The organism is Neobacillus drentensis, assembly GCF_036962765.1.
GTDB classification, from domain to species: domain Bacteria; phylum Bacillota; class Bacilli; order Bacillales; family Cytobacillaceae; genus Neobacillus; species Neobacillus drentensis_C.
In genome coordinates this window covers 48,070-70,903 of the sequence record NZ_JBALOS010000009.1, presented here as the reverse complement: position 1 = coordinate 70,903, position 22,834 = coordinate 48,070, and the positions used below count along the sequence as shown (strand labels likewise).

General features: G+C 37.4%; 25 protein-coding genes. 8 read left to right on the top strand and 17 right to left on the bottom strand.

The annotated features are described in order from the left end of the window. The 6 genes from V7137_RS30595 to V7137_RS02445 all read right to left on the bottom strand — a co-directional run. The coding region (locus V7137_RS30595) for a hypothetical protein (protein WP_420490076.1) at window positions 1-64 on the bottom strand (64 nt) is incomplete at its 3' end. Next, window positions 64-984: a phosphate ABC transporter permease subunit PstC gene (gene pstC, locus V7137_RS02465; protein WP_335696591.1), complete on the bottom strand. Its 921-nt coding sequence runs from the start codon at window positions 982-984 to the stop codon at window positions 64-66. The genes pstC and V7137_RS30595, both read right to left, overlap by 1 nt. An 84-nt stretch (window positions 985-1,068) precedes the next feature. Continuing rightward, window positions 1,069-1,983, bottom strand: coding sequence for a phosphate ABC transporter substrate-binding protein (locus tag V7137_RS02460; RefSeq protein WP_335696590.1), 915 nt, complete (start codon window positions 1,981-1,983; stop codon window positions 1,069-1,071). Between the two features lie 250 nt (window positions 1,984-2,233). Then, window positions 2,234-4,294 carry a peptidoglycan D,D-transpeptidase FtsI family protein gene (locus tag V7137_RS02455; protein ID WP_335696609.1) on the bottom strand — a complete coding sequence of 687 codons (2,061 nt, stop codon included), beginning with the start codon at window positions 4,292-4,294 and terminating at the stop codon, window positions 2,234-2,236. Between the two features lie 185 nt (window positions 4,295-4,479). Then, on the bottom strand, window positions 4,480-5,709 hold the full coding sequence (locus V7137_RS02450) for an MFS transporter (RefSeq protein WP_335696589.1): 1,230 nt from the start codon (window positions 5,707-5,709) through the stop codon (window positions 4,480-4,482). 110 nt (window positions 5,710-5,819) lie between these two features. Further along, on the bottom strand, window positions 5,820-6,428 hold the full coding sequence (locus tag V7137_RS02445) for a superoxide dismutase (protein ID WP_335696588.1): 609 nt from the start codon (window positions 6,426-6,428) through the stop codon (window positions 5,820-5,822). A gap of 374 nt (window positions 6,429-6,802) precedes the next feature. Between V7137_RS02445 and V7137_RS02440 the strand changes: the two genes are divergently transcribed. Beyond that, window positions 6,803-7,498, top strand: coding sequence for a Crp/Fnr family transcriptional regulator (locus tag V7137_RS02440; RefSeq protein WP_335696587.1), 696 nt, complete (start codon window positions 6,803-6,805; stop codon window positions 7,496-7,498). Window positions 7,499-7,651: 153 nt separating this feature from the next. Here V7137_RS02440 and V7137_RS02435 read toward each other — a convergent pair whose 3' ends face one another. Next, window positions 7,652-8,134: a DUF456 domain-containing protein gene (locus V7137_RS02435; RefSeq protein ID WP_335696586.1), complete on the bottom strand. Its 483-nt coding sequence runs from the start codon at window positions 8,132-8,134 to the stop codon at window positions 7,652-7,654. 163 nt (window positions 8,135-8,297) lie between these two features. Here V7137_RS02435 and V7137_RS02430 point away from each other — a divergent pair, with 163 nt between their 5' ends. The 3 genes from V7137_RS02430 (at window position 8,298) to ispG (ending at window position 10,719) form a co-directional block, all read left to right on the top strand. Beyond that, window positions 8,298-9,071, top strand: coding sequence for a DUF1189 domain-containing protein (locus V7137_RS02430; protein ID WP_335696585.1), 774 nt, complete (start codon window positions 8,298-8,300; stop codon window positions 9,069-9,071). Window positions 9,072-9,169: 98 nt separating this feature from the next. After that, window positions 9,170-9,502 (top strand): hypothetical protein, encoded by a 333-nt coding sequence (locus V7137_RS02425; protein WP_335696584.1) that lies wholly within the window; start codon window positions 9,170-9,172, stop codon window positions 9,500-9,502. Between the two features lie 116 nt (window positions 9,503-9,618). After that, window positions 9,619-10,719 (top strand): flavodoxin-dependent (E)-4-hydroxy-3-methylbut-2-enyl-diphosphate synthase, encoded by a 1,101-nt coding sequence (gene ispG, locus V7137_RS02420; protein WP_335696608.1) that lies wholly within the window; start codon window positions 9,619-9,621, stop codon window positions 10,717-10,719. A gap of 56 nt (window positions 10,720-10,775) precedes the next feature. Here ispG and V7137_RS02415 read toward each other — a convergent pair whose 3' ends face one another. Beyond that, on the bottom strand, window positions 10,776-11,258 hold the full coding sequence (locus V7137_RS02415) for a DUF4190 domain-containing protein (protein ID WP_335696583.1): 483 nt from the start codon (window positions 11,256-11,258) through the stop codon (window positions 10,776-10,778). 196 nt (window positions 11,259-11,454) lie between these two features. On the opposite strand from V7137_RS02415, the gene V7137_RS02410 reads away from it, so the two are divergent. After that, window positions 11,455-12,054, top strand: coding sequence for a 5' nucleotidase, NT5C type (locus V7137_RS02410; protein ID WP_335696582.1), 600 nt, complete (start codon window positions 11,455-11,457; stop codon window positions 12,052-12,054). 49 nt (window positions 12,055-12,103) lie between these two features. Here the strand turns inward: V7137_RS02410 and V7137_RS02405 are convergent, their stop codons facing one another. From V7137_RS02405 to V7137_RS02395, 3 genes are read right to left on the bottom strand one after another with little or no spacing between them, the layout of a single operon-like run. Beyond that, window positions 12,104-12,514 (bottom strand): Fur family transcriptional regulator, encoded by a 411-nt coding sequence (locus V7137_RS02405; protein WP_218349502.1) that lies wholly within the window; start codon window positions 12,512-12,514, stop codon window positions 12,104-12,106. Further along, complete coding sequence (locus tag V7137_RS02400) at window positions 12,501-13,361, bottom strand: metal ABC transporter permease (protein ID WP_218349503.1); 861 nt, start codon at window positions 13,359-13,361, stop codon at window positions 12,501-12,503. Before V7137_RS02400 ends, V7137_RS02405 begins: the two co-directional genes overlap by 14 nt. After that, the gene (locus tag V7137_RS02395; RefSeq protein ID WP_335696581.1) at window positions 13,358-14,131 is read right to left on the bottom strand and encodes a metal ABC transporter ATP-binding protein; all 774 of its coding nucleotides are present in this window, start codon (window positions 14,129-14,131) and stop codon (window positions 13,358-13,360) included. Before V7137_RS02395 ends, V7137_RS02400 begins: the two co-directional genes overlap by 4 nt. Window positions 14,132-14,305: 174 nt before the next feature. Here V7137_RS02395 and V7137_RS02390 point away from each other — a divergent pair, with 174 nt between their 5' ends. Continuing rightward, on the top strand, window positions 14,306-14,563 hold the full coding sequence (locus tag V7137_RS02390) for a DUF2624 domain-containing protein (RefSeq protein ID WP_335696580.1): 258 nt from the start codon (window positions 14,306-14,308) through the stop codon (window positions 14,561-14,563). Between the two features lie 78 nt (window positions 14,564-14,641). On the opposite strand, the gene V7137_RS02385 is transcribed toward V7137_RS02390, so the two are convergent. Beyond that, complete coding sequence (locus V7137_RS02385; RefSeq protein WP_335696579.1) at window positions 14,642-15,535, bottom strand: deoxyribonuclease IV; 894 nt, start codon at window positions 15,533-15,535, stop codon at window positions 14,642-14,644. Between the two features lie 22 nt (window positions 15,536-15,557). Further along, window positions 15,558-16,874, bottom strand: coding sequence for a DEAD/DEAH box helicase (locus V7137_RS02380; protein WP_335696578.1), 1,317 nt, complete (start codon window positions 16,872-16,874; stop codon window positions 15,558-15,560). Window positions 16,875-17,126: 252 nt separating this feature from the next. On the opposite strand from V7137_RS02380, the gene vrrA reads away from it, so the two are divergent. Continuing rightward, the gene (gene vrrA / locus V7137_RS02375; protein ID WP_335696577.1) at window positions 17,127-17,786 is read left to right on the top strand and encodes a VrrA/YqfQ family protein; all 660 of its coding nucleotides are present in this window, start codon (window positions 17,127-17,129) and stop codon (window positions 17,784-17,786) included. Window positions 17,787-17,924: 138 nt separating this feature from the next. Further along, window positions 17,925-18,869 carry a 4-hydroxy-3-methylbut-2-enyl diphosphate reductase gene (locus V7137_RS02370; RefSeq protein WP_335696576.1) on the top strand — a complete coding sequence of 315 codons (945 nt, stop codon included), beginning with the start codon at window positions 17,925-17,927 and terminating at the stop codon, window positions 18,867-18,869. A 41-nt stretch (window positions 18,870-18,910) separates the two neighbouring features. On the opposite strand, the gene V7137_RS02365 is transcribed toward V7137_RS02370, so the two are convergent. The 4 genes from V7137_RS02365 to V7137_RS02350 all read right to left on the bottom strand — a co-directional run bounded on the left by V7137_RS02365 (window position 18,911) and on the right by V7137_RS02350 (window position 22,546). Next, complete coding sequence (locus tag V7137_RS02365; RefSeq protein WP_335696575.1) at window positions 18,911-20,026, bottom strand: Nif3-like dinuclear metal center hexameric protein; 1,116 nt, start codon at window positions 20,024-20,026, stop codon at window positions 18,911-18,913. Then, complete coding sequence (locus V7137_RS02360; RefSeq protein ID WP_335696574.1) at window positions 20,004-20,732, bottom strand: tRNA (adenine(22)-N(1))-methyltransferase; 729 nt, start codon at window positions 20,730-20,732, stop codon at window positions 20,004-20,006. Before V7137_RS02360 ends, V7137_RS02365 begins: the two co-directional genes overlap by 23 nt. Window positions 20,733-20,843: 111 nt before the next feature. Then, window positions 20,844-21,209, bottom strand: a complete 366-nt coding sequence (gene cccA / locus V7137_RS02355) for a cytochrome c550 (protein WP_335696573.1) — start codon at window positions 21,207-21,209, stop codon at window positions 20,844-20,846. Between the two features lie 197 nt (window positions 21,210-21,406). Continuing rightward, window positions 21,407-22,546 carry an acyl-CoA dehydrogenase family protein gene (locus V7137_RS02350; RefSeq protein WP_335696572.1) on the bottom strand — a complete coding sequence of 380 codons (1,140 nt, stop codon included), beginning with the start codon at window positions 22,544-22,546 and terminating at the stop codon, window positions 21,407-21,409. Window positions 22,547-22,834 lie beyond the last annotated feature (288 nt).

The window sequence follows — 22,834 nt, the reverse complement described above, 5'->3', positions numbered from 1 at the left end:
TGATAATGATTGCAATGGCTATAAATACTCCTGTGGCAATCCGATCTGCAGTTTTACTGTTCATTACATTTTCCTCCTTGACGAAAGGTAGCGAATGAGGAGAATAAACGCGAACGACATGATTAATAAAATTAATCCCATTGACCAAAGAGTATTATTTTCTACACTACCGTAGGTAGTATGACCCATATTTAGAGTAATAATGGTCGTTAAAGTTGCTGACGCGTCTAATAAACTTGTTGGTAAGTTTCTTACGTTACCAATGACCATTTGTACCGCAAGAGCTTCTCCAAACGCCCTTGCCATCCCAAGAACGATAGCGGTCAAGAGTGTAGGTAATGCAGCAGGTATTAAAACTTTTCTAATCGTTTGCCAGCGAGTAGCACCTAGAGCATAAGAACCTTCACGAAGATTTTTAGGAAGTGAACTCATTGCATCTGTTGCAATTGTGGTTACTGTCGGCAAAATCATGATTGATAATACAATCGTACCTGAAAGTAAGCTAAATCCAAGTCCGCCAACATGGTCCCTAATAAAAGGCACTAACACTGTAAGCCCGATGAAGCCATAAACAACAGATGGAATTCCGACCAAAAGCTCTATGACTGGCTGTAAAATTTTTCTGCCCCATGAGGGTGCAATTTCGGTCATAAAAATCGCTCCGCCAATACCTATTGGTGCTGCAACTATTGCTGAAAGGAAGGTTACCGCAAAGGAACCAAAAATAAACGGTAAAGCCCCATATTCAGGTTTCGCTTGATTTGTAGGATTCCAGTGGGTACTGGTTATGAACTCAATAAGACTTACACCATTTTTTATAAAGGATTGTAAACCCTTTGACCCCAGGAAAATAGTTATCGAAATGGTTGCTGATATCATTATTACAGCACATAAAATAACGAGAATTTTCCCGCGCAATTCCCCATCTAGCCAATTTTTCTTAGACTTTAACAACCTGTCTTTTGCAGGAGCTAACTTTTCCATAATCCACCAATCACTCCTAAACTACGTCATAACAGGGTAAATGCACAATCGCATTTACCCTGTTCACTATTTTGAACCTTTAACTTATTTATTTTTTTGATTTCCTTTAGCATCACGTTCTACTTGCATTTTTGTAACAGGGAGATATCCTTGTTCCTTTAACAAAGTATTTTGGATATCATCAGACATCATGTAATCAAGGAACGCTTTAGCAAGATCTTTTGCTTCACCTTTTGTATAAGAGTGTTGGTAAGCCCAAACTGGGAATTTACCAGACTGTACATTTTCTGCAGTTGGTTCTACACCATCGATTGCAAGTGGTGTTACAGAATCGTCAGTGAAGTAAGAGAATGCAAGGTAACCAACAGCACCGTCAGTTTCGTTAATAATCTTTTTAACTGTGTTTGATGAATCTTCGGTAATACCTTCAGCAGGTGTAGCCCCATCTAGAGCAAATTTATTGAATACTGCACGAGTTCCTGAAGAGTCAGGACGGTTTACAAGAACAATCTTTTGATCTGCTCCGCCAAGTTCTTTCCAGTTTGTAATTTTTCCAGTGAAAACTTTAATTAAATCTTCTTTTTTAATATCTTTAATTCCAACTTTAGGGTTAACAGCTGCAGTCATACCTACAACAGCTACTTTATGGTCAACTAGTTCAGCAGCCGGGATACCTTCTTTTTCTTCAGCAAAAACGTCGGAGTTACCAATTTGAACGGATCCTTCAGCAACTTGTGATAGGCCTGTACCTGATCCACCAGCATTTACTTGAATATCGACTTTTGGATTTTCAGCCATAAACTCTTCAGCAGCTGCTGCAACTAATGGCTGCATCGCAGAGGAACCAGAAACGGTTAAGGTGCCTGAAAGTTCTGTAGTCTTACCATCTTTATTAGGAGTACCTTCATTTTTATCAGTAGAAGCTCCACCACAAGCAGCAACAAATACCATTAATGCTGCTAGAGTAAGTGCTAGGCCAATTTTCTTAAAACTTTTCATCTGTTTAATTCCCCCTGTGAATTTAGGTTTGTTAGTTATTTGTTCTACCTCACAAGTACAATAATAATCCTTAACTGTTAACCGAGTTTTAATTAAATGTAAAGGTTTTGTAAAGATATGTTGAGTTTTTGTAAATCGACAAAACTTACATTTATTATATTTTTCTTAATAAGATAGATTTATGCAGATGAGACCTTTGACAACTAAAAAACACCTGCCTCAGATTGAGACAGGTGTTTCTGAAATATTATTATTCAGTTTGATCGCTGTTATCAGTATTTTTTACTTTATCTTGACGTTCTTTCTTTAAATCAAAATAAGCATCCAAAACTCTGCGGCCAATTAAGTTATTAATGCTTGGGCCGCTGTTTCCTTGATATGCCCATGGTACCACTACAGCCATAGCTACCTCTGGATCGTTTGCTGGTGCAAAACTCACAAGACTTAGGTTCATGACCGGTGTGCCCCGCTTTGATTTAACAGAGCCATCATAAAATGCCTGTGCCGTTCCAGTTTTTCCTGCTGGGTGATAATCAGCGCTCTTGAAGTAGCTGACAGCCGTACCATCACCAACCTGCATGACCATGCGAAAACCTTCTTGAACCCGTTTAATCCATGATTCCTTCATATCCAATCGGTTTAATACTTTCGGTTGGATTTCCTCGACAATCGGTCCCAATTCATTATTTTCCATGACCGGCTCACGAATTTCCTTAACCAGATGCGGCTGGATACGATTACCACCATTTGCTATTGTGGAGACGTATTGTGCGAGTTGGATTGGGGTATATGTATCATACTGACCAATCGAAAGGAAAAGAAGTAAACCAGGAGTCCTTTCAGGACCAGGAAAACCACTCATTTCATTAGGCAGGTCAATCCCAGTACGCGTACCTAAACCAAACTGACTGAATGACTGCCGCATAGTATCAAATGCAGAATAATCTAGCGGTAATGGTTGATTCGGTCGATACTGTCCACCAGCCATTGCGATAACAGTTTTCCACATATATACGTTGGAGGAAACTTGCAGTGCCCTTAAATCATTTATCCTGCCAAATGTTCTCCATGAAGACATGACAGGTGAACTAGCAATCCTCAAAGGCTCGTCTAGTTGTGTAGAACCAGGCTGAATGGCTCCGGTTTTATAACCAGTTAAAATCGTTGCCCCTTTTACCGCTGAACCAACGTTATAAGATGTGGTAATATTGCCTCCAGCAAAGTCATTCATGACTGTTTTGCCTTTTTTATCTTTACCAATTTGTTTACCAGCTAGGGATAAGACTTCACCGGTATGTGGATCCATCAAAACGACGAAGGCTCGATCTAAAAGTGCGGTATTTGGTTTTTGCTTTGCACTCCACATTTCTTCTTCAATGATATCTTCTACTTTTTTTTGAAGATCCATATCAATGGTTAAAACAAGATCTTTCCCTCTTTTTCCTTCAGAAATTACTTCAGTTGAAAGAATTTTTCCCGTTTTATCCGTTACATTTTTCACTTTTGCCTTTTGACCATGAAGTACATCTTCATATTTTAATTCAAGATAACTTTTTCCAACTCTGTCATTCCGGCTGTAGTCCCGCGCCATATACTTTTCTAATTGTTCCTTGGGAATCCCTGCTTCGGAGGTAGTGACATCACCTAAGATTGATTTTAATGTATCACCAAAAACATACTTTCGTTTCCAGTCGGTTGTTGTATCTACACCTGGTAGGTTTTCTAAGTTTTCACTGACAACCGCAAATTCTTTAGGTGTTACATCTTTGTTTTTAACAATTTGTGGTGTTAAGGCATAACCACTATTAAAGTCTCGATAGATGGCAAGTGTCTCAAGCTCTTCACCTCTGATACTATTCACTTCTTCATCAGTGATTCTATCTATTTGAAGCTTATAAATTTGCTTATCGTCCAATTTTTCTTGATTATAGAGTGCCCATTCTTTATCGGTAATTTTTGCTTTTGCTTCCTCTGGATGCTGGATGATCCAATAATCCTTTCGATCGCGAATCGGCACTTTGGCAGCATCTTTATCTTTGTTAATAATTTTTGCTAATTTCGCTGCACTTTCTAACATTTCTTTTTGGGTGGTTTGCTGATATTTTGTGTAAGTAATCGCGTTCAACGGAGTATTATCAACAATAATTTTCCCATTACGGTCGAACATCTTTCCCCTTGGAACAGGGTTATTTACAGTAATATCTTCTGTGCGCTCAATCTCACGTTTAAAATCATCCCCAAATACGATTTGTAATTCACCAAGTCTAAGGATGAGGACAGAAAATAGCACGAATACCACAAAGAATAACATGTTTAAACGAAATGGCACATGTTCCTTCTTTTTTTTCTTTTTATTATTCAAGGGATAAAACACTTCCTTCACTACATAAGCTAACTTTCTCTATTTTATAGGATAAGTCCGCTTTTTACTACGAAAAACCCTTACCAATTTCTCTTTAAAAGTGTCAAAGAAAAAAATGGCGCTGAGTAATAAATTTACTCAACGCATTTTGGGGCTGGTAATTGCACCCTTTTAAGAAAAAGATAGATGCATGTATGACCTGCACCTAAAATAAGCAGGAGAATAGGAATGCTGATTTCAGCTTTAAACCAAGAGATTGCTGCTATAAAGGCTAAAATTGACACGATCCTGCCCAAATTCAAGTATAATTCTCGAACAACAATATATTCAATCCTCATTTCAGCTGCCTTCCATCCTGTTCCTATCACATCGTATGTAGTTGACATATACGGGACGAGTAAAAGCGGATAGGCTATTGCAATCATCCCGCCATAGATTAACAATTTGATAAAATTCACGTCCCAAACAATTAACAGGACGGCAGCATAAAGGATAATACCACCAATCAGGATCGCTTTTTTTCGAAATTTCTGTTTAATTAATCGTGATGCAAGAAAATACGCAATGAAGGATATTCCAGAATTAAGGAGACCAAAGGTGCCTAAAGACATTTCACTTCCCGTCGAAATATAAACCAAAACAGAGATGACAAATGCAAAAGTTCCTTCCCTCAAGCCCTGAAAAAAATTAGCATTTGTAATCAACCGCCAATTTTCATTTTGTTTTCTTTCATTTAAAATCTGTTTAAAGCAATAGCTTCCTGAGGATGGTCGTGGTCTCAAAGAAAAGCTCATAAAAACCGCAAGGGCGAATAATGCTAATGATATTCCAAAAACAATGGTATACCCAGTAAATTTTTCAAATCTAGTAATGATGATACCAGCAGCGATTGGGCCAATCATTCCACCAGCTGACGATAAGATCCCTAAAAACCCGTTAAAAAAATCTCTGGTATCTGGTTCGGTAATTTCAAATGTTAAGACATTATAAGCTAGCCAATAAAAACCATATCCTACCCCTAAAAGACTTCCTAAGAGTAGTAAATATGTTGAAGCATTCGTGCCTGCCAGTAAAACCATTACATAAAATAACGCTAAAAAAATAACGCCTATTCTAAGCACAATCACTCGGTCAATTTTTTTGGCCCATCGCCCTGCTAAGATAAACGTAAGCAATTGTAAAACCACAATCGATAAATTATAAAAGGCGAGATCAGAATACTCCCCAGTCTGTTTCCAAAGATAAATATTTACAAATGTGTTGGATAAAGCGATGCTTAATGAGTATAACCCTCCAATAATCAGCAATAGTGATAAATCTTTTGTAAGTTTAACATCACCTAGAATCTTAAATTTTTTTGCCATCAAAAACTCCCCTTTATCTTATGGGTAGTCTTTATCAAGCAAGTTTTTCTTATTCACTGATTGAACAAACAAAAAAGACAGCTATATAGCTGCCTCTTTTAATATCATTATTATTTTGCTTGGCTGTAACGTTTTGAAACTTCATCCCAGTTTACAACATTCCAGAAAGAGGAAATATAGTCTGGACGCTTGTTTTGATATTTTAAATAGTATGCATGCTCCCAAACATCAAGACCAAGTAGTGGAGTTTTGCCTTCCATTAATGGAGAATCTTGGTTTGGAGTGCTAGAAACTTCTAACTCACCATTGTTTACAGATAGCCATGCCCAGCCAGATCCGAAACGAGTAGTTGCCGCTTTAGCAAACTCTTCTTTAAAGCTTTCGAAGCTGCCAAATTTGCTGCTGATTGCATCAGCTAGTTCACCAGTTGGCGCACCGCCGCCATTTGGAGAAAGGATTTGCCAGAATAAAGAATGGTTAGCATGACCGCCGCCATTGTTACGAACTGCTGTACGAGCAGCTTCTGGAACCGCATCTAAATTAGAAATAACTTCTTCAACTGATTTAGAAAGTAATTCTTCATTACCAGCTAAAGCGTTATTTAGGTTTGTTACATATGTGTTATGGTGTCTAGTGTGGTGAATATTCATTGTTTCTTTGTCAATATGTGGTTCAAGTGCGTCTTCTGCATAAGGTAATTGTGGTAATTCAAATGCCATGATAAATTCCTCCTATGTATTAGTGATTTTATCAACTTTAGAAATACTGAAAATCCAGATGATTTTTGAATATTTCTAAAGCTTTCCTCCTTAAGATACCAAAGTTGGTTATTTGTTTCAAATATTATGCTTAGGTTCTTAACAGAATTACCATGCCCTTTGTTCAGGATTTTATTCCTAAATACTTTGAAAAGCAATTCTACTCCTTTCATTAATAACTTTCGAAAAATTGTCACCTTTCACCTAAACGGCAATCTGTCTACGATTTTTGTCATAACCGACTTTTGTCACTTCTAAATATTGTAAAGACCTTATTGACACCATGATAATAATTTATTTAAATCAAACTGAAGGGGCCTAAGGAGTGATTTTCTATGCAAACAAGCTGTTTATCTCTATATAATATATTATTTTACTTCTTCCAAAAAAAAGAACCGATTCAAAAAATTAAAGCTGGTACTATTCTTTTTCAAGAAAAGGATTCTGTCGAGTATGTCTACTTAATACTTAAAGGGAGTATTTCACTTGGAAGAGTCCATTTGCGTGGTAAGGATTTTATTTTAAAAATCTTACATGATCAAGAATTAATAGTGGAATATCAACTTTTTCAAACAAATTCTCGTTATCAATTTTATGCTAAAGCAATGACCGATTGTGAAATGATTCTAATAAAAAAAGAGCAATTTGAAGATCTCATTTTAACAGACCCCGAGGCCATGAATGCCATTATAAAATGGTTAAGTACAAGTTATTTAAAGGCACAAATGAAATGCCAGGATTTAATTATGAATGGAAAAAAAGGCGGTTTGTATTCGATTCTCATTCGATTATATAATACGTATGGAGTAAAAACAGAAAATGGTATTCTAATTGACCTGCTGTTAACTCATCAAGAACTGGCAAATTTAACTTATGGGACACGTGAAGTAATTCAACGTGAATTAAAAGATCTTCGCGAAAAAGATATTATTTCCTATGATAATCAAAAATTTACGATTAAGAACCTTACCTATTTAAAAGAAGTAGTTGATTGTCAAAACTGTTCCCTTGAAATCTGCGGATTAAATTAAAAGCCACCTAAGTGGCTTTTCAGACTGTCGACAAATCCAAAAAACTTTGGGTTTGCCGGCAGTCTTTTTTATGTCTTTGTTAAATTGTCTGTTGCTTTGCGCTCCAATCAACAGAGTGCCAAAATCAACAATAAGCTTTAACATAGCCATTATTTAAAGTACAACGATGAAAAAAAAGATTACCATGATGATTTGAATGAGTGTTTTTGTGACCACGCTACTTATGAATCCAATGACTGAGCCAAATCCTATTTTTAGGCTCTCGCTGAAATTTCTTTTGTTAAAGATTAATTCTGCTGCAATGGCGCCGATGAATGGACCTATCAGGATTCCAAAAAAAGGAATAATGAAGGGTCCAACCAATATCCCAATCGTACTCCCCCAGACACCTGCCTTTGAACCCCCGTATTTTTTTATTCCAATCATATTGGCGATGTAATCAGCTATAAAAAGTAGTACGATAAACAATCCTTGAATCAACCAAAAATACCATTTAAAAGGTTCAAAACTAAAAAAAACCCCATATAATAAAAACCCTGCTAATAAAAACAATACACTCGGAATGATCGGATAAACCAGACCAACAAATGCGACGATAAATAATATGACGATGATACTCCAATAAACCATTTCCATTCTATTCATCCCTCTTATCGAATTCTTATTATACAATGTACACATTCCATCATACGATTAAACTTATAGTCGGTTTCAAATAATATCATTCTTGTATATAACCGTTACTAAAGATACAATAGATGCTGAAGCAATTATTTGTATTAGTTAAAAGGTGGTCATTATGAATATTTTTAAACAACTTTATAAAAGCATTTATTCACCGAAGGATATTGCGATATTTCGATTCCAAGGAATTGGAAAGACGATTCTATATGTCTTTTTCTTAACATTCATTTCAATTCTCCCGTCCGTAATTTATCTAAGCACTGCCCTTACTTCTGGAATAGATAGTGCCAAAACGATTATCAAAGATGAATTACCTGATTTTTCGATAAATGATGGACATTTAACTGCGGATACTAAAGTTCCTATTACCATTAATAAGAATGATTTTTCCATTATCCTTGATCCAACAGGTTCTATTTCTGAGAATGATGTTGAGGATGAAGGCAATGCTTTTGCCTTGTTAGAGGATAAATTTGTTCTTGCAGCGGGTGGCAGGGTAGATACATACCCCTATTCGATGTTAGAAGGATTAAACTTCACAAAGGGTGACATCGTTAACTTCATTAATGGAATAAGTGGAATGAAATGGATTATAATCCCTGTGGGAGCTTTGTTTATTTATTTGTTCGCAAGTGCAGGCAGCTTTATCGAAGTCACCGTTTTGGCATTGATTGGTCTGTTATTAAAAAATCTAATAGGAAGAAACCTAAATTACCGTCAGTTATGGAGAATGGCCGCATACAGCGAAACATTGCCTACCTTGTTTTTCACCATTATGGCTGCCATTAAAACAACGGTACCTAGCAGTTTCATGATTAATTGGTTTGTTGTAATTATCGTATTATCTTTAGCAATAAAAGAAATACCGAAACCCAAAAAAGTAAATTAAGTTGCGCCCAAATCGGGCGCTTTTTTTTATGAACTCGTTCTTTTTACAATTGGACAAGCATACCAATGTACAAACTGTTCCAATTGGGGGCTTATCGGATGAAAAAATTTTTTGGTTTCATACTAGCCGTTTTAATTATATATGTCATTTATATTGACTTAACTGTTGGTACACTGCCATCTACCTTAACAACACAGGTGGATGCTAAAATTGAAACACCACAAACTCCTTTGAAAACGGATATCCCTTCTTTTGAAGCAAAAGTTGAACCTGGGGAAACCGTGATATCTATTGTCGAACATCAACTGGATAAACCTCTTCCTGTCTCAATTACCGATCTCATTCAGGACTTCCGAAAATTAAACCCTGGAGAAACACCAGAAAAAATTCAAATCGGGACTACATATCATTTCCCTGATTACTCAAAATAAAGAGGAAATGCTTATTCTTGTCAAAAATAGCGAAAGGCTGATAAAATAAAAGGCGGATTGTTTTTATATACCCTATTCGAATCCCATTTTGAAGGAGCGAATTACACGTGAGTGAAATAACACATCGCACTAAGACCCGACCAATTAAAGTAGGTAACTTAACAATTGGCGGGAGTAACGAATTATTTATCCAAAGTATGACCACAACAAAAACACATGATGTTGAAGCAACCGTTGCTGAAATAAAACGTCTTGAGGAAGCGGGCTGTCAGATTGTTCGTGTGGCTTGTCCAGATGAACGAGCGGCAAATGCCATTCCTGAAATAAAGAAAAGAATTAACATTCCACTTGTTGTTGATATTCATTTTGATTATAAATTAGCTCTAAAAGCAATTGAAGGCGGAGCTGACAAAATTCGAATCAATCCAGGAAACATTGGTAAACGAGAAAAGGTGGAAGCAGTTGTAAAGGCTGCAAAAGAACGGGGTATTCCAATTCGAATCGGCGTTAATGCGGGTTCGCTTGAAAAAAGAATTTTAGAAAAATATGGTTATCCAACAGCAGACGGTATGGTCGAGAGTGCTCTTCACCATATTAAAATTCTTGAAGATCTCGATTTTCATGACATTATTGTATCCATGAAGGCATCAGATGTTAATCTAGCGATTGAAGCCTATGAGAAGGCGTCCAAAGCTTTTGATTATCCTCTCCATCTTGGGATTACGGAATCTGGCACTCTTTTTGCCGGCAGTATAAAAAGTGCGGCGGGTTTGGGCGCAATTTTACACAAAGGAATCGGTAACACATTACGAGTTTCCTTAAGCGCTGACCCTGTTCAAGAAGTCAAGGTAGCCAGAGAACTATTAAAAGTATTCGGCCTTTCTTCCAACGCTGCTACATTGATATCCTGTCCAACTTGCGGACGGATTGAGATTGATCTAATCAGTATTGCAAATGAAGTGGAAGAATATATTGAAAAAATCAAAGCACCGATTAAGGTAGCGGTATTAGGTTGTGCTGTTAACGGTCCTGGAGAGGCCCGTGAAGCTGATATTGGTATTGCAGGGGCTCGTGGTGAAGGGTTGTTATTCAGGAAGGGTGAGATTGTCCGCAAGGTTCCTGAAGCGCAATTAGTTGAGGAATTAAAAAAAGAAATCGACCAAATTGCTGAAGAATACTTTCAGAAAAAAGCAGCAGAAGAAAAAATAAGCCAATAACATCAAGAAACCCGGTATGGTTACCGGGTTTCTTTTTGCTCCTCTGCAGGTTTACGTTAAAAGAACGGAAGAATAAAGATACCGATGACGATGGAAATAGCACCGATACCAATTGCCCAAGCACCCAAACCAGTCGCCCCTCTTCTTCTGGCAACAAAGCCCAACACAATACCTGCAGCACCAAAAAGTATAGGCATAACAAACAGTGATAAAATCGAAAGCACTAACGCAAGGGTTCCCATACCGGTACCACCTGCTGCTTTTTCCCTTTCCCCTTCAAGTTCCCTTCTGCGAATAAGTGGAACCGGTGCAGCGATCTCTGCAGCCGTTTCTTCCCTATACTCAGAAGAACGTATCGGGACAGAAGCACCAATCCTTGGTGTAGACTCATCTTTTTTCAATGTGTAGTGAGCCTTAACAGGAGCATCCAATTCTGATGCGGTTTCTTCCCTAAATGATGTTGGAGAATTGGGTATATCTTGACCAATACTCGAACTTTGAAGAGCTTCTTGCACTTTCGTGTCTCTTTCATCTGCCATCCTAATCCCTCACTTTCAGTAATAGGAGCCTTATTATTGTTAGCCTATGATGGCTTTTTAGTATGTTAATCTTTGCCTAAAATAGTTTTTTATTTCTATTTCAAAAAAATTACTTGTAAATTGTTACTTCATTGAACACTATACTTTGGTAAAATATATAGAGATACTGAAAAGAAATAAGAAAGTGAGTTTAAATATGAAAAAAAGATTTGGCATTGATATCGATGGAACTGTCACCTGCCCAAAGTCCATTCTACCCTTTATTAATAAAGCCTTTGGCCTGAACCTTTTGTATGAAGACGTTATTCAATACGACTATACTCCATACGTAGATGTTCCTGAAAAAGAGTTTGCAAAATGGTTCACCGAAAATGAACCGACTATTTATGCCAACTCCCCTCTTGCACAAGGTGCAGGAAATGTACTTAAAAAATGGGGAAATGAGCATGAGCTGTTTTTTATCAGTGCGCGTGGATCTCATTTACTGGATATTACAATGAAATGGTTTATCGATAATGGCTTATCCTTCGATCACATCGAATTAATTGGATCACATGACAAAGTCGCATCTGTTAAAAAGCACGGACTTGAAATCTTTTTTGAGGATAAGCATGATAATGCGGTTATGATTCATGAAGAGTGTCAAATCCCTGTTATATTATTTGATACCCCATACAATCAAGACCCTATTCCAAATGGTGTGATTCGGGTAAATAACTGGATTGAAGCAAATAGATGGATAGAAAATTGGATGAAGCAAGAACTGCATAAACATCTTTTAGTTAGGTCCTTTTAGCAGCCTCCCAAATAAAAAAAACAGCTTGTGTGTGCACACAAGCTGTTTTTTAATGACATTCAGGACATAAACCATATATCTCGAATTTATGTCCGGAAATATCGTACCCTTTTAAATTTTCACTTAAATCTTTCATCGGGCACGTATCAATTTCTTTTGTTTTTCCACAGGTTAAACAGATAAAATGATGATGATGGTGTTGCCTAGAACATGTAAAACGGAAATGCTTTTCACCTGATAATTCTGTCATCTCAAGAATTCCCATATTAACAAATAAGGAAAGATTTCGATATATCGTATCAAAGCTGAGACCTGGATAATCATCTTTGAGTTGGTCTAAAACATCCTTAGCCGTTAAATATTTATCACTATCAGCAAACAATTGAAGCATATCTTCTCTTTTACCTGTTTGTTTAAACCCTTTTTCTTTTAAATATTGTATCGCCTCATGAACGTTCACCAGACTGCCCCCCCTTACGGATTAATAATTTTTTATAAAAGATGGAGAAAATTAAGATGAGAACTGCAATCATCACAATTGTTCCACCGGGAGCCAAATCTAAGTAGTAAGCCGTAAACAAGCCGCCAAGGACTGAGACTTCGCCAAAAATAACGGATAAAAGGATGGTTTGCTTAAATCCTCTAGCAAGCCGGATACTGGCTGCGACTGGTAATGTCATTAACGATGACACCAATAATATCCCGACAATTCTCATCGAAGCAGCGATCACCAAGGCCACCATCACAATAAAAATGAAATGAATCGTTTTGGCAGCAATGCCTGAGGCCTTCGCATGTTCCTCATCAAATGATAATAAAAAAAGTTCTTTATATAATAAAATAATCACCAAAATGACTAAAATTCCGATAATAAACACGACCCATAAATCCGTTCGGCTAACTGCGGAGACACTACCGAACAAATAACTGAACAAATCCGTATTAAAGCCATTGGCGAGTGAAATAAATATAACTCCTAATCCAATCCCGCTCGAAAGAATAATGGGAATCGCCAGTTCTTGGTAATGCTTATATACACTTCTAAGCTTTTCAATGAACAGTGATCCACCCACAGAAAAAACCATTCCCAAATAGAGGGGATTTACTCCTGCCATTATGGCCACATTTCTTTCCAGTAGCAAACTTGCTGCTATCCCAGCTAGTGTCACATGGCTTAAGGCATCTGCAATTAACGATAATCTCCTAACAACAACAAACACTCCTAATAACGGGGCAATGATCCCGATCATAATCCCGGTTAAAAAGGCATTTTGTAAAAATTCATAGTGAAAAATTCCTTGAATCATTTTACAACGCCCCCGTGCTCGTGATGGTGGTCAAGCATGTGAATTTCATGGCCATAAGCTTTAGACATATCTTCAGCGCGAAGGTGTTCAAATTCATGTGTGGCCCCATGAAAATGTAAATGTTTATTTAAGCAGGCAACATGTGATACTCTATCAGAGATTGTCCCTATATCATGAGTAACCAATAGGAGCGTAATATCACGGCTTTTATTTAAATCACCTAGCATCTGATAAAAATTACTTACATTCTCTGCATCCACACCAACAGTTGGTTCATCAAGAATAAGAAGACTTGGTTCACTTACAAGGGCACGAGCAATAAAAACTCTTTGTTGTTGCCCCCCAGAGAGCTCCCCAATATTTCTGCTACTGAACTCTTTCATTCCAACAGCATCCAAGGCTTCACTTACTTTCCCTGCATGTTCTTTATTAAAAAACTTAAACATTCCTATCTTTTTCGTTAATCCACTTTCGACCACTTCCGATACAGTTGCGGGAAATCCCGTGTTGAAGGAATTTGCTTTTTGAGAAACATAGCCGATTTTTTGCCAGTCTTTAAATTTATTTATTTCATTACCAAATAAATAAATAACCCCTTTTTGGGGCTTTAATAAACCTAAAATCAACTTCAAGAGGGTTGATTTTCCAGACCCATTAGGTCCAACAATCGCCAAAAAAGAACCATTTGGAATCGTTATATTGATATCCTCTAGGACAACATCCTTTTCATATCGATAAGAAAGATTTTTTATTTCAATAATTGATTGCATAATCAACGCATCACCTTTTAATTATAAGAATCATTCCGATTTAACCTAAAGTAGTATACAATAGGTCTGATGGATTGTAAAGCGAACGACACCCTCGCTTGTCGTTTTATTTCATAAAAATCTTTATTCACACTCCGAGAACTTTCTCATACATTAAGGTGAGGAGTGGTGAATGTGTCAATTTTTCAAAGCATCATTAATCATAAAATCAATACGATATCCGCTGAGGAACTGATGAAATATGCAGAACAATTTAATATATCAGTGACGAAGCAGCAGGCAGGGAAAATTGCTGAATACTTAAGAGGGAAAAATGTAAATATTTTTGATGATTCCCAACGGGCTCAATTAGTAAAAGAAATTGCCAAAACTGCTGGACCAATAACCGCACGAGAAGTAAATAAATTATTTATGGAGTTAACTAAAAAATAAGCTCCGAAAATCAATTCAATCACCATCTATAATTTAGACCAAAAGTAAAAAGCTGTGACGTATCACAGCTTTTTATTTTTATGATTGCATGATTAAATCAAGCAAGTTTTCATTGAATTTTTGCTCTCGAAGCATGTTGATTTCAAACTTATAGGGTGCTTTTTTATTATTTTTATCTTCGCCCACAAATGGCGTTTCTAAAATCTTAGGAACATCTGTCAGTTGTGGATGGTGGACAATATAATTAAGTGCCTTAAAGCCAATATGACCAAACCCGATATTTTCATGTCTGTCTTTTCTCATCCCGACCGCATTTTTACTATCATTAATATGCAAGACCTTTAGTTTGTCCAAACCAATAATTTTGTCAAATTCATTTAAAACTCCATCAAAATCCTCGACAATATTATATCCTGCATCATGGGTATGACAGGTATCAAAGCAAACGGTTAACTTATCACTATAGTTGACACCATCCATAATCATCGCTAATTCCTCGAAAGATTTACCGCACTCCGAACCCTTCCCGGCCATAGTTTCCAAGGCAATTTGCACCTGTTCTTTGCCCGTTAAAACTTCGTTTAACCCTTCGATTATTTTTTTAATCCCAGCTTCTGTTCCAGCACTAACGTGTGCTCCAGGATGCAGCACTATTTGCTTTGCTCCAATTGCCTCTGTTCTTTCAATTTCCGTTCGAAGGAACCTAACACCCAATTCAAATGTATCTGGGTTCGTTGTATTTCCGATATTAATAATATAGGGAGCATGGACGATGATTTCTGAGATCCCGTTTTGCTCCATATGCTTGCGTCCGGCTTCAATATTAAGGTCCTCAATTTTTTTTCTTCTTGTATTCTGCGGTGCTCCCGTATAAACCATAAACGTGTTTGCACCGTAGGAAACAGCTTCTTCACTTGCGGCAAGAAGCATGCCTTTTCCACTCATTGATACATGTGATCCTAATTTCAGCATGCCTTTTCTCTCCCTGCATCGATTATTTTTTTCTTTGATCGATTCTTCGTTCTCTTTTCTTAATTTTATCCATTTCCCACTGCATTTTCTTTTTATATCCTGGCTTAACTTTAGCTGGTTTCTTTACCATTGATTTAGCTTTCTGGTCTGCTTTATCCTCTTGTCTTACACGGGTTTTCCGTTTATTACGCTCATCAATTTTCACAAATTCGTTATTTTTAAGATCAACGTAATTAAATTGAATTCCCATTTTTTCTAATCGATTTAATGCATCTTCATCGGATGCCTCATAGATGGTCAGAGCAATACCAGAATATCCAGCACGAGCCGTTCTTCCAACGCGGTGGATATAAAAATCTAAATCTGAAGGAAGCTCAAAGTTGATAATATGGCTAACCCCTTCAATATCAATTCCTCGTGAAGCAAGGTCTGTCGCAACAATATATTGATATTCCAAATCCTGAATTTGCTTCATCATTTGTTTTCGTTCACGTGGGTTTAAATCACCATGGACACGGCCAACCTTTAACCCTTTTTCATTTAAAAAGTATGCCACTTCTTCAGCCATTTTTTTGGTATTCGTAAATACAATGGCTAAATAGGGGTTATAAGCAAGAAGGGCATCATGAACCAACTGCTTTTTACTCCTATGTCTTGAAGGCAAAAGGTAATGCTCTAAATTTTCTGCTGATTTTCTTTTTGGTTCGATTTGAATTGTCTTTGGATTTTCCATATATTTTTTTAGGAAAGGTTTTAATTTTTCTGGGATCGTTGCTGAGAAAACGAGCATTTGCAGGTTTTCTGGCATTTTACCAGCTACCTTGTCCAAATCCTCAATAAATCCCATGTCTAACATCATATCAGCTTCATCGACCACAAGTATTTCTGCAGTATGAACAAATAGTGCCTTATCGCTCATAAGATCTTTAATTCTTCCCGGAGTCCCTACAACAATATGGGGCTGAACCTTTAATTTTTCAATGGTCCGCTGCTTGTCCGTCCCCCCAATGTAGCATCTAGTCATAATCGCTTGCTCTGGATTGGAATGCTCAGTAATTTTTAAAATTTGATGGTAAATTTGAGTGGCTAGTTCTCGGGTCGGTGCCGTTATGACCGCTTGTACTTCTTGACGTTTGGGATCAATTTTTTCAAGAATAGGCAGAACATAAGCAAGAGTTTTCCCTGTGCCTGTTTGAGATTGGCCAATTGCACTTTCTCCCTTTAAAACAACTGGAATCATCCGTTCCTGAATTTCAGTCGGTTCGGTAAATCCGAACCCCTTAATAGCATCTATAATAAATGGTTGAAACGTAAAACGATTAAAACGGTTTTCTTTCATATAGTTTCTCCTTATATAAAAAACTTTGGGTTAGTTTTCTTACTTCAGCATGAACAATAGTTTTTATTCCATCATGCAATTATAGTCAATATTCCTCCAAAACTCCAGTTATCTTTCGTTTTAATATCATTTTCTACCTTCTGCCGACTTTTAAACACGTAATTTTCGTCTTTGTCCTGTGTATAATACCTAAACCAATTTAGGGTAAATGCATAATTTAAAGCATGAGGCTTTTTGAAAGGAGGCTAAGAGATGCAACCAAGACCTAGAATGCCTATGCAAGGGGGAATGGGATTAAGTCCCTTTGGGCGCAATAATCAGATGATGAATCCCGGATTTAACCCAATGGGCGGAAGGAATCCAATGATGGGGCCCTCATCCAGACCATTTGGAGGAGGATTTAATCCAATGATGGGGCAAATGATGGGAAGGTCCAATCCAATGAATAAAGGGGGCGGTGGATTACTTTCCAAATTATTAGGAAGAGGAAACCAAGCCGGCGGCTTAATGGGGATGCAAACTGCAGGAAAAGCAGCTTCTGGAGGTGGAGGCCTGCTTCAAACATTAAGTAACCCAGGCGGAATAACAAGCATGTTAAACAATACTCAACAGGTCCTAAAAACAGCCCAGTCGGTTGGTCCAATGATCCAACAGTATGGTCCAATGATAAAAAATCTCCCTGCAATGTGGAAGATCTATAAAGGATTTAAAAACGCTTCAAAAACTACAGATGAGGCAACGGACGATAATAGCCAACATATTGAATCAGCCTCGGTCGAATCATCCAATCATGAAGAATCTGAAAAAAGAAGCACAAAAAAGAAAGTCCAACGTAAGAAACATCAACACACTTCAGCTTCCAAAAAAACTTCACACCAAAACGGATCTTCAATTCCTAAAATGTATATTTAAATGAAGAATGCTGGAAACAGCATTCTTTTTTTCCTAAAACTGTTAAGGAAAAATGTATCTTTGTATTATATCTATTAGTTTTATATAATAAATACATAAAACTATGAATCAATGTCTTTTTTAGGGGGACTTTTTAATATGCAAATCATCAAAATTTCACCACGAGGTTATTGCTATGGTGTGGTTGATGCAATGGTCATTGCTCGAAATGCTGCTTTAGATAAAACATTACCTCGCCCTATCTATATTTTAGGGATGATCGTTCATAATAAACATGTTACTGATGCATTCGAAGAAGAAGGGATTATTACCTTAGATGGGAAAAATCGCAAAGATATACTCGATAAAGTGGATTCAGGAACAGTTATCTTTACTGCCCATGGAATTTCTCCAGAAGTTAGAGAGTTAGCTAAAAAGAAAGGGCTTGTAACAATAGACGCAACATGTCCTGATGTAACACGAACCCATGATCTCATTGAAGAAAAAACAAAACTGGGCTACCAAGTCATCTATATCGGAAAAAAGGGACATCCAGAGCCTGAGGGAGCCATTGGTGTTGCACCTAGTCTCGTTCACTTGGTTGAAACGCCACAGGATGTTGAAGCATTAACGGTTGACAGTGACAAGCTGCTTGTGACAAATCAAACCACAATGAGTCAATGGGATGTTGCCGATACGATGAAGAAAGTTCAGGAAAAATTTCCACAGGTCGAAGTCTATAATGAAATTTGCCATGCAACCCAAATTCGCCAAGAAGCCGTTGCAGAACAAGCACCAGAAGCAGATGTAACGATTGTCGTTGGTGATCCAAAGAGTAATAATTCTAATCGGCTCGCTCAAGTTTCAGAGGAAATTGCCGGAACCAAAGCGTATCGGATTGCTGATATTACCGAGTTAGAAATTGAATGGATTAAAGATGCAAAAAATGTTGCTGTCACATCAGGTGCTTCTACTCCAACACCTATAACAAAAGAAGTTATTACCTTCCTTGAGCAATTTGACCCACATAATGAAGCTACATGGGAACGTCGTAAAAAGGTTCAATTAAGTAGAATCCTGCCAAAAGTAAAAAAATCTGAGTAAAAACGAAAAGAACCGAGTCTCTATGACCGGTTCTTTTCGTTTTACAAAAATTGGAATGGATTGGTATTTTCTTCAGATGGAAAGATCTCAACGGTAAAACCTGAATCTTGGCACATCTTTTGCAATATTGCCGTTACACCTTTTTTCATAACTTTTTCAACATTATGACCTGGATCAATCATATTCAAGCCCTGCATCGCAGCTTCATGTGCGGTATGATAGTAAATATCCCCCGTAACATATACATCTGCCCCTTGATACTTGGCATTCATGAAATATTTATTACCATCCCCGCCTAATACTGCCACCTTTTTAACCTTTGCAGATAAATCTCCAATCACACGGACATGGGAGACTTCCAGTGCCTGCTTCACTTTTTCCGCAAATTCTCCTAATGTCATTTCATGAACTTTCCCGATTCGGCCTAGACCGAGCACTTCTCCCTTGTTCTCTAGCGGATAGACATCATAGGCCACTTCTTCATATGGATGCGCTTTGATCATAGCAGTAATCGTCTTTTTTAGAATGGGCTCAGGAACAATAGTCTCAAGTCTCACTTCATCCACTTCTTCTAACCGGCCTGCCTCACCAATAAATGGATTGGTATTTTCTCCTGGCAAAAATCGACCCGTTCCATTGCTTGAAAATGAACAATGGCTGTAGTTCCCAATAAACCCTGCACCTGCATTACCGAGAACGTTTCTGATTGTTTCTGCGTGACTAGCTGGAACAAAAACCACTAATTTCTTTAGCTTTGTATCTACTGTAGGAACTAATACTTCGGTATCTTTTAGCTCAAGTGCTTCTGCTAGAAGGTCATTCACGCCTCCTTTTGCTACATCAAGATTAGTGTGTGCTGCATAAACTGCAATATCGTGTACTAATAATTTTTCAATCATTTTCCCCTGAACGGTATCGGTTAACAAATTCTTTAGGGGGCGGTAAATAAGTGGATGATGGGCGATAATAAGTTGAACATTTTTTTCAATGGCCTCATCAATCACATTTTCAAGGACATCGAGTGCAATCATGATTCGTTCAACTTTTTTATTTAAACGGCCGATTTGTAATCCAATCTTATCACCCTCCATTGCAAAACCTTTGGGCGAAAACTGTTCAAACAGTTGAATGACTTCATGTCCATTTGGAATCTTCATTTGTTAACGCCTCCTTTACAAGCGTAATTTTGCCGATTATTTCTTGTTTCTTTTCAAGTGTTTCAGGGGATTGGGCTGCATTTTCGAGTGCGGCATAAATACGTTCCCAATTGTTCATTTCAGCCATCCATTTTTTCTTAAAGGTTGTACCCTGTTCTTGAACAAGGAACGGACCTACTAAAAGCCCTAATTCTTGATTTGAACTATACGGCTTATAGGGATCGCCCTTTTCCCCTATTAAAATTTCGTAAATTTTCCCATCTTCTTCGAGAATTTCTTCAGCAATGAGCTCCCAATTGTTATCAATAAACCATTTCCTAATTGAAATTGCACTAATATTAGGCTGTAACACCAGACGTTTGACCGAGGACAACTTCTCTTTTCCATTTTCTAATATACTTGCTATTAAGGCTCCGCCCATTCCAGCGATAGTAATACAGTCGACTTCTCCTTCACCTATAACCTCGAGACCATCTCCCATTCTCACGGAAATGATTTCAGCTAACCCTTCTGCTAATACATTTCTTCCGGCAGATTGGTATGGACCTGTTGCTACTTCACCTGCTACTGCAAATGATAATCCCTCGTTTTTTGCTAAGAAACAAGGTAAATAAGCATGGTCTGAACCTATATCCGCAAGCCTTGCCCCATTTGGGACATACTTTGCAACCGCTGCTAACCTAGCTGATAATTTATCTGTATTCAATCCTACCACCACTTTTATATGTAATTAATATAGTATAAAAAAAGTCCTTTACAGATGCAAAGGACTTTCTCTAAAAGATACGAAAGTTAAACGAGCACTTCCGCTTTTCAATTATTTAAGAGTTGCTAACCAGTCTGCCATTGCTGCTGCTTGTTCTTCTTTAACAAGACCTGGTGGCATGCCAGTACCCTTACCTTTTGTTACAAAGGTCATTAGCTGTTCTTTAGAATACTTGCTCCCTACACCTTTTAGTGTTGGTCCTACTACCCCTTGATACTGATCGCCATGACAGCCAATACAAGATTGCTTATAAATGTCTTCTGGCTTTGATGCGGCAACCTCAGTTTTCTCAGTGCCTTCCCCTTTATCCTTCGCAATTTCTTTCATATCACCAAGACCTTTGAAAGACAAAATTAACATAATCGCAATTCCAAAAACCATGATGAGAACGTAAGGAATAACCGGATTTCGTTTCATGATATAACCTCCCTTATGTACGAACGTGAGTAAATATGAAAATAGTCTACAAACAACTACTATTTTACTTGAAAAAGAACAGAAGGAAAAGCCCTAAACTTATTTTATCACTATAATCTTACGAAAAAAAAGAAAACAGGCTAAATTAGTCTAAAATATCTATTTAGCCTGTTCTTATCTTTTGCTATTTTATTTTTTTAACACCCAATTAATCTTGAAATGACCATTCTTTGTACTTCCGATGTACCTTCACCAATTTCAAGCAACTTGGCATCCCTCATCATTCTCTCTACATGATATTCCTTCATATATCCATAACCGCCATGAATTTGAACAGCCTGATTGGTTACTTCCATGCAAATTTCTGATGCGTAGAGTTTACACATCGCCGATTCCTTGGAAAATGGTCTACCTTGATCCTTTAACCACGCTGCTTTATACACCATATTCCGAGCTAATTCAATTTTCATCGCCATGTCCGCAAGTTTAAACTGTATTGCTTGGAAGGACGAAATAGACTTTCCAAACTGCCGTCTTTCCTTTGCATAGGATAGAGCTTTTTCATAGGCACCCTGAGCAATGCCTACTGCCATTGCACCAATTCCTATACGACCACCATCCAGTGTAATTAAAAACTGTTTAAAACCCTCTCCACGCTTTCCTAAAAGGTTCTCAACTGGCACTTGTACATCCTCTAACACTAATTCCGTTGTATTAGATGAATTTAAGCCCATTTTTTCATAGTTATCAATAATGGTGAACCCCCGAGCATTTGTCGGAACAATAATAGCACTTATTTCATTATTTCCGTCCTTCTCACCCGTCACAGCAGTCAAAGAAAGATGTTGGGCAAAACTTGCATTCGTAATAAAACATTTGTTTCCGTTTATGACAAACATACCATTTTCTTCACGGGCAGAAGTTCTAGTCCCGCCAGCATCTGATCCAGCATTAGGCTCTGTAAGGCCAAAAGCACCAAGGGATTCCCCAGTACAAATTGGCGTCAGGTATTTTAACTTTTGCTCCTTGGTGCCAAATAAATGCAGCGGTGCACCTCCTAAAGAAATATGGGCAGAATAGGTGATTCCCGTCGAACCGCATACTCTGCTTAATTCTTCAGTTACAATCGCAAAGCAAACCGTATCTGCTCCTCCTCCGCCATATTCTTCTGGAAAAGGCAGTCCCATAATTCCCATTTCAGCTAATTTCTTAAATATTTCAACTGGAAATTTTTTTGTTCGGTCACGCTCAATCGCACTAGGCGCAACTTCCTCATCCGCAAACTGACGCATGGTCCGTTTGATCATATCTTGTTCAGAAGTTAAATCAAAATTCATGCTCATCCCCCTTATCAAAACCTTTGAATGCGCTTTCTTTTCTATTATAAGAGGATTTATCTTCAATTCTCAATACTTTGAATTTTTTAAATATAATCTATTATTTGGGTATAGTTATTATTAAAATAAAAGTAACGAACATATAATATAATTTCACTACCTTGATAATGGAAAACCAATTCCATCCTTTTTCCACAAAAATAAAACGTCAAAAACCATGTTAGGAATTACTCTAGTCTATTTGCAAAATGAGAGACAATTCAGTAAAATGGAGTCAAATACAGTAAG

What these genes read in the sequence shown, in the direction of transcription:
- V7137_RS02385 (WP_335696579.1), bottom strand. Translation starts at nt 15,535, where the DNA reads ATGCTGAAATTAGGATCACATGTATCAATGAGTGGAAAAGGCATGCTT.
- V7137_RS02430 (WP_335696585.1), top strand. Translation starts at nt 8,298, where the DNA reads ATGAATATTTTTAAACAACTTTATAAAAGCATTTATTCACCGAAGGAT.
- cccA (WP_335696573.1), bottom strand. Translation starts at nt 21,209, where the DNA reads ATGAAACGAAATCCGGTTATTCCTTACGTTCTCATCATGGTTTTTGGA.
- pstC (WP_335696591.1), bottom strand. Translation starts at nt 984, where the DNA reads ATGGAAAAGTTAGCTCCTGCAAAAGACAGGTTGTTAAAGTCTAAGAAA.
- V7137_RS02425 (WP_335696584.1), top strand. Translation starts at nt 9,170, where the DNA reads ATGAAAAAATTTTTTGGTTTCATACTAGCCGTTTTAATTATATATGTC.
- V7137_RS02460 (WP_335696590.1), bottom strand. Translation starts at nt 1,983, where the DNA reads ATGAAAAGTTTTAAGAAAATTGGCCTAGCACTTACTCTAGCAGCATTA.
- V7137_RS02380 (WP_335696578.1), bottom strand. Translation starts at nt 16,874, where the DNA reads ATGAAAGAAAACCGTTTTAATCGTTTTACGTTTCAACCATTTATTATA.
- V7137_RS02365 (WP_335696575.1), bottom strand. Translation starts at nt 20,026, where the DNA reads ATGAAGATTCCAAATGGACATGAAGTCATTCAACTGTTTGAACAGTTT.
- V7137_RS02410 (WP_335696582.1), top strand. Translation starts at nt 11,455, where the DNA reads ATGAAAAAAAGATTTGGCATTGATATCGATGGAACTGTCACCTGCCCA.
- V7137_RS02455 (WP_335696609.1), bottom strand. Translation starts at nt 4,294, where the DNA reads ATGTTATTCTTTGTGGTATTCGTGCTATTTTCTGTCCTCATCCTTAGA.
- V7137_RS02450 (WP_335696589.1), bottom strand. Translation starts at nt 5,709, where the DNA reads ATGGCAAAAAAATTTAAGATTCTAGGTGATGTTAAACTTACAAAAGAT.
- V7137_RS02445 (WP_335696588.1), bottom strand. Translation starts at nt 6,428, where the DNA reads ATGGCATTTGAATTACCACAATTACCTTATGCAGAAGACGCACTTGAA.
- V7137_RS02400 (WP_218349503.1), bottom strand. Translation starts at nt 13,361, where the DNA reads ATGATTCAAGGAATTTTTCACTATGAATTTTTACAAAATGCCTTTTTA.
- V7137_RS02395 (WP_335696581.1), bottom strand. Translation starts at nt 14,131, where the DNA reads ATGCAATCAATTATTGAAATAAAAAATCTTTCTTATCGATATGAAAAG.
- vrrA (WP_335696577.1), top strand. Translation starts at nt 17,127, where the DNA reads ATGCAACCAAGACCTAGAATGCCTATGCAAGGGGGAATGGGATTAAGT.
- V7137_RS02435 (WP_335696586.1), bottom strand. Translation starts at nt 8,134, where the DNA reads ATGGAAATGGTTTATTGGAGTATCATCGTCATATTATTTATCGTCGCA.
- V7137_RS02350 (WP_335696572.1), bottom strand. Translation starts at nt 22,546, where the DNA reads ATGAATTTTGATTTAACTTCTGAACAAGATATGATCAAACGGACCATG.
- V7137_RS02440 (WP_335696587.1), top strand. Translation starts at nt 6,803, where the DNA reads ATGCAAACAAGCTGTTTATCTCTATATAATATATTATTTTACTTCTTC.
- V7137_RS02370 (WP_335696576.1), top strand. Translation starts at nt 17,925, where the DNA reads ATGCAAATCATCAAAATTTCACCACGAGGTTATTGCTATGGTGTGGTT.
- V7137_RS02415 (WP_335696583.1), bottom strand. Translation starts at nt 11,258, where the DNA reads ATGGCAGATGAAAGAGACACGAAAGTGCAAGAAGCTCTTCAAAGTTCG.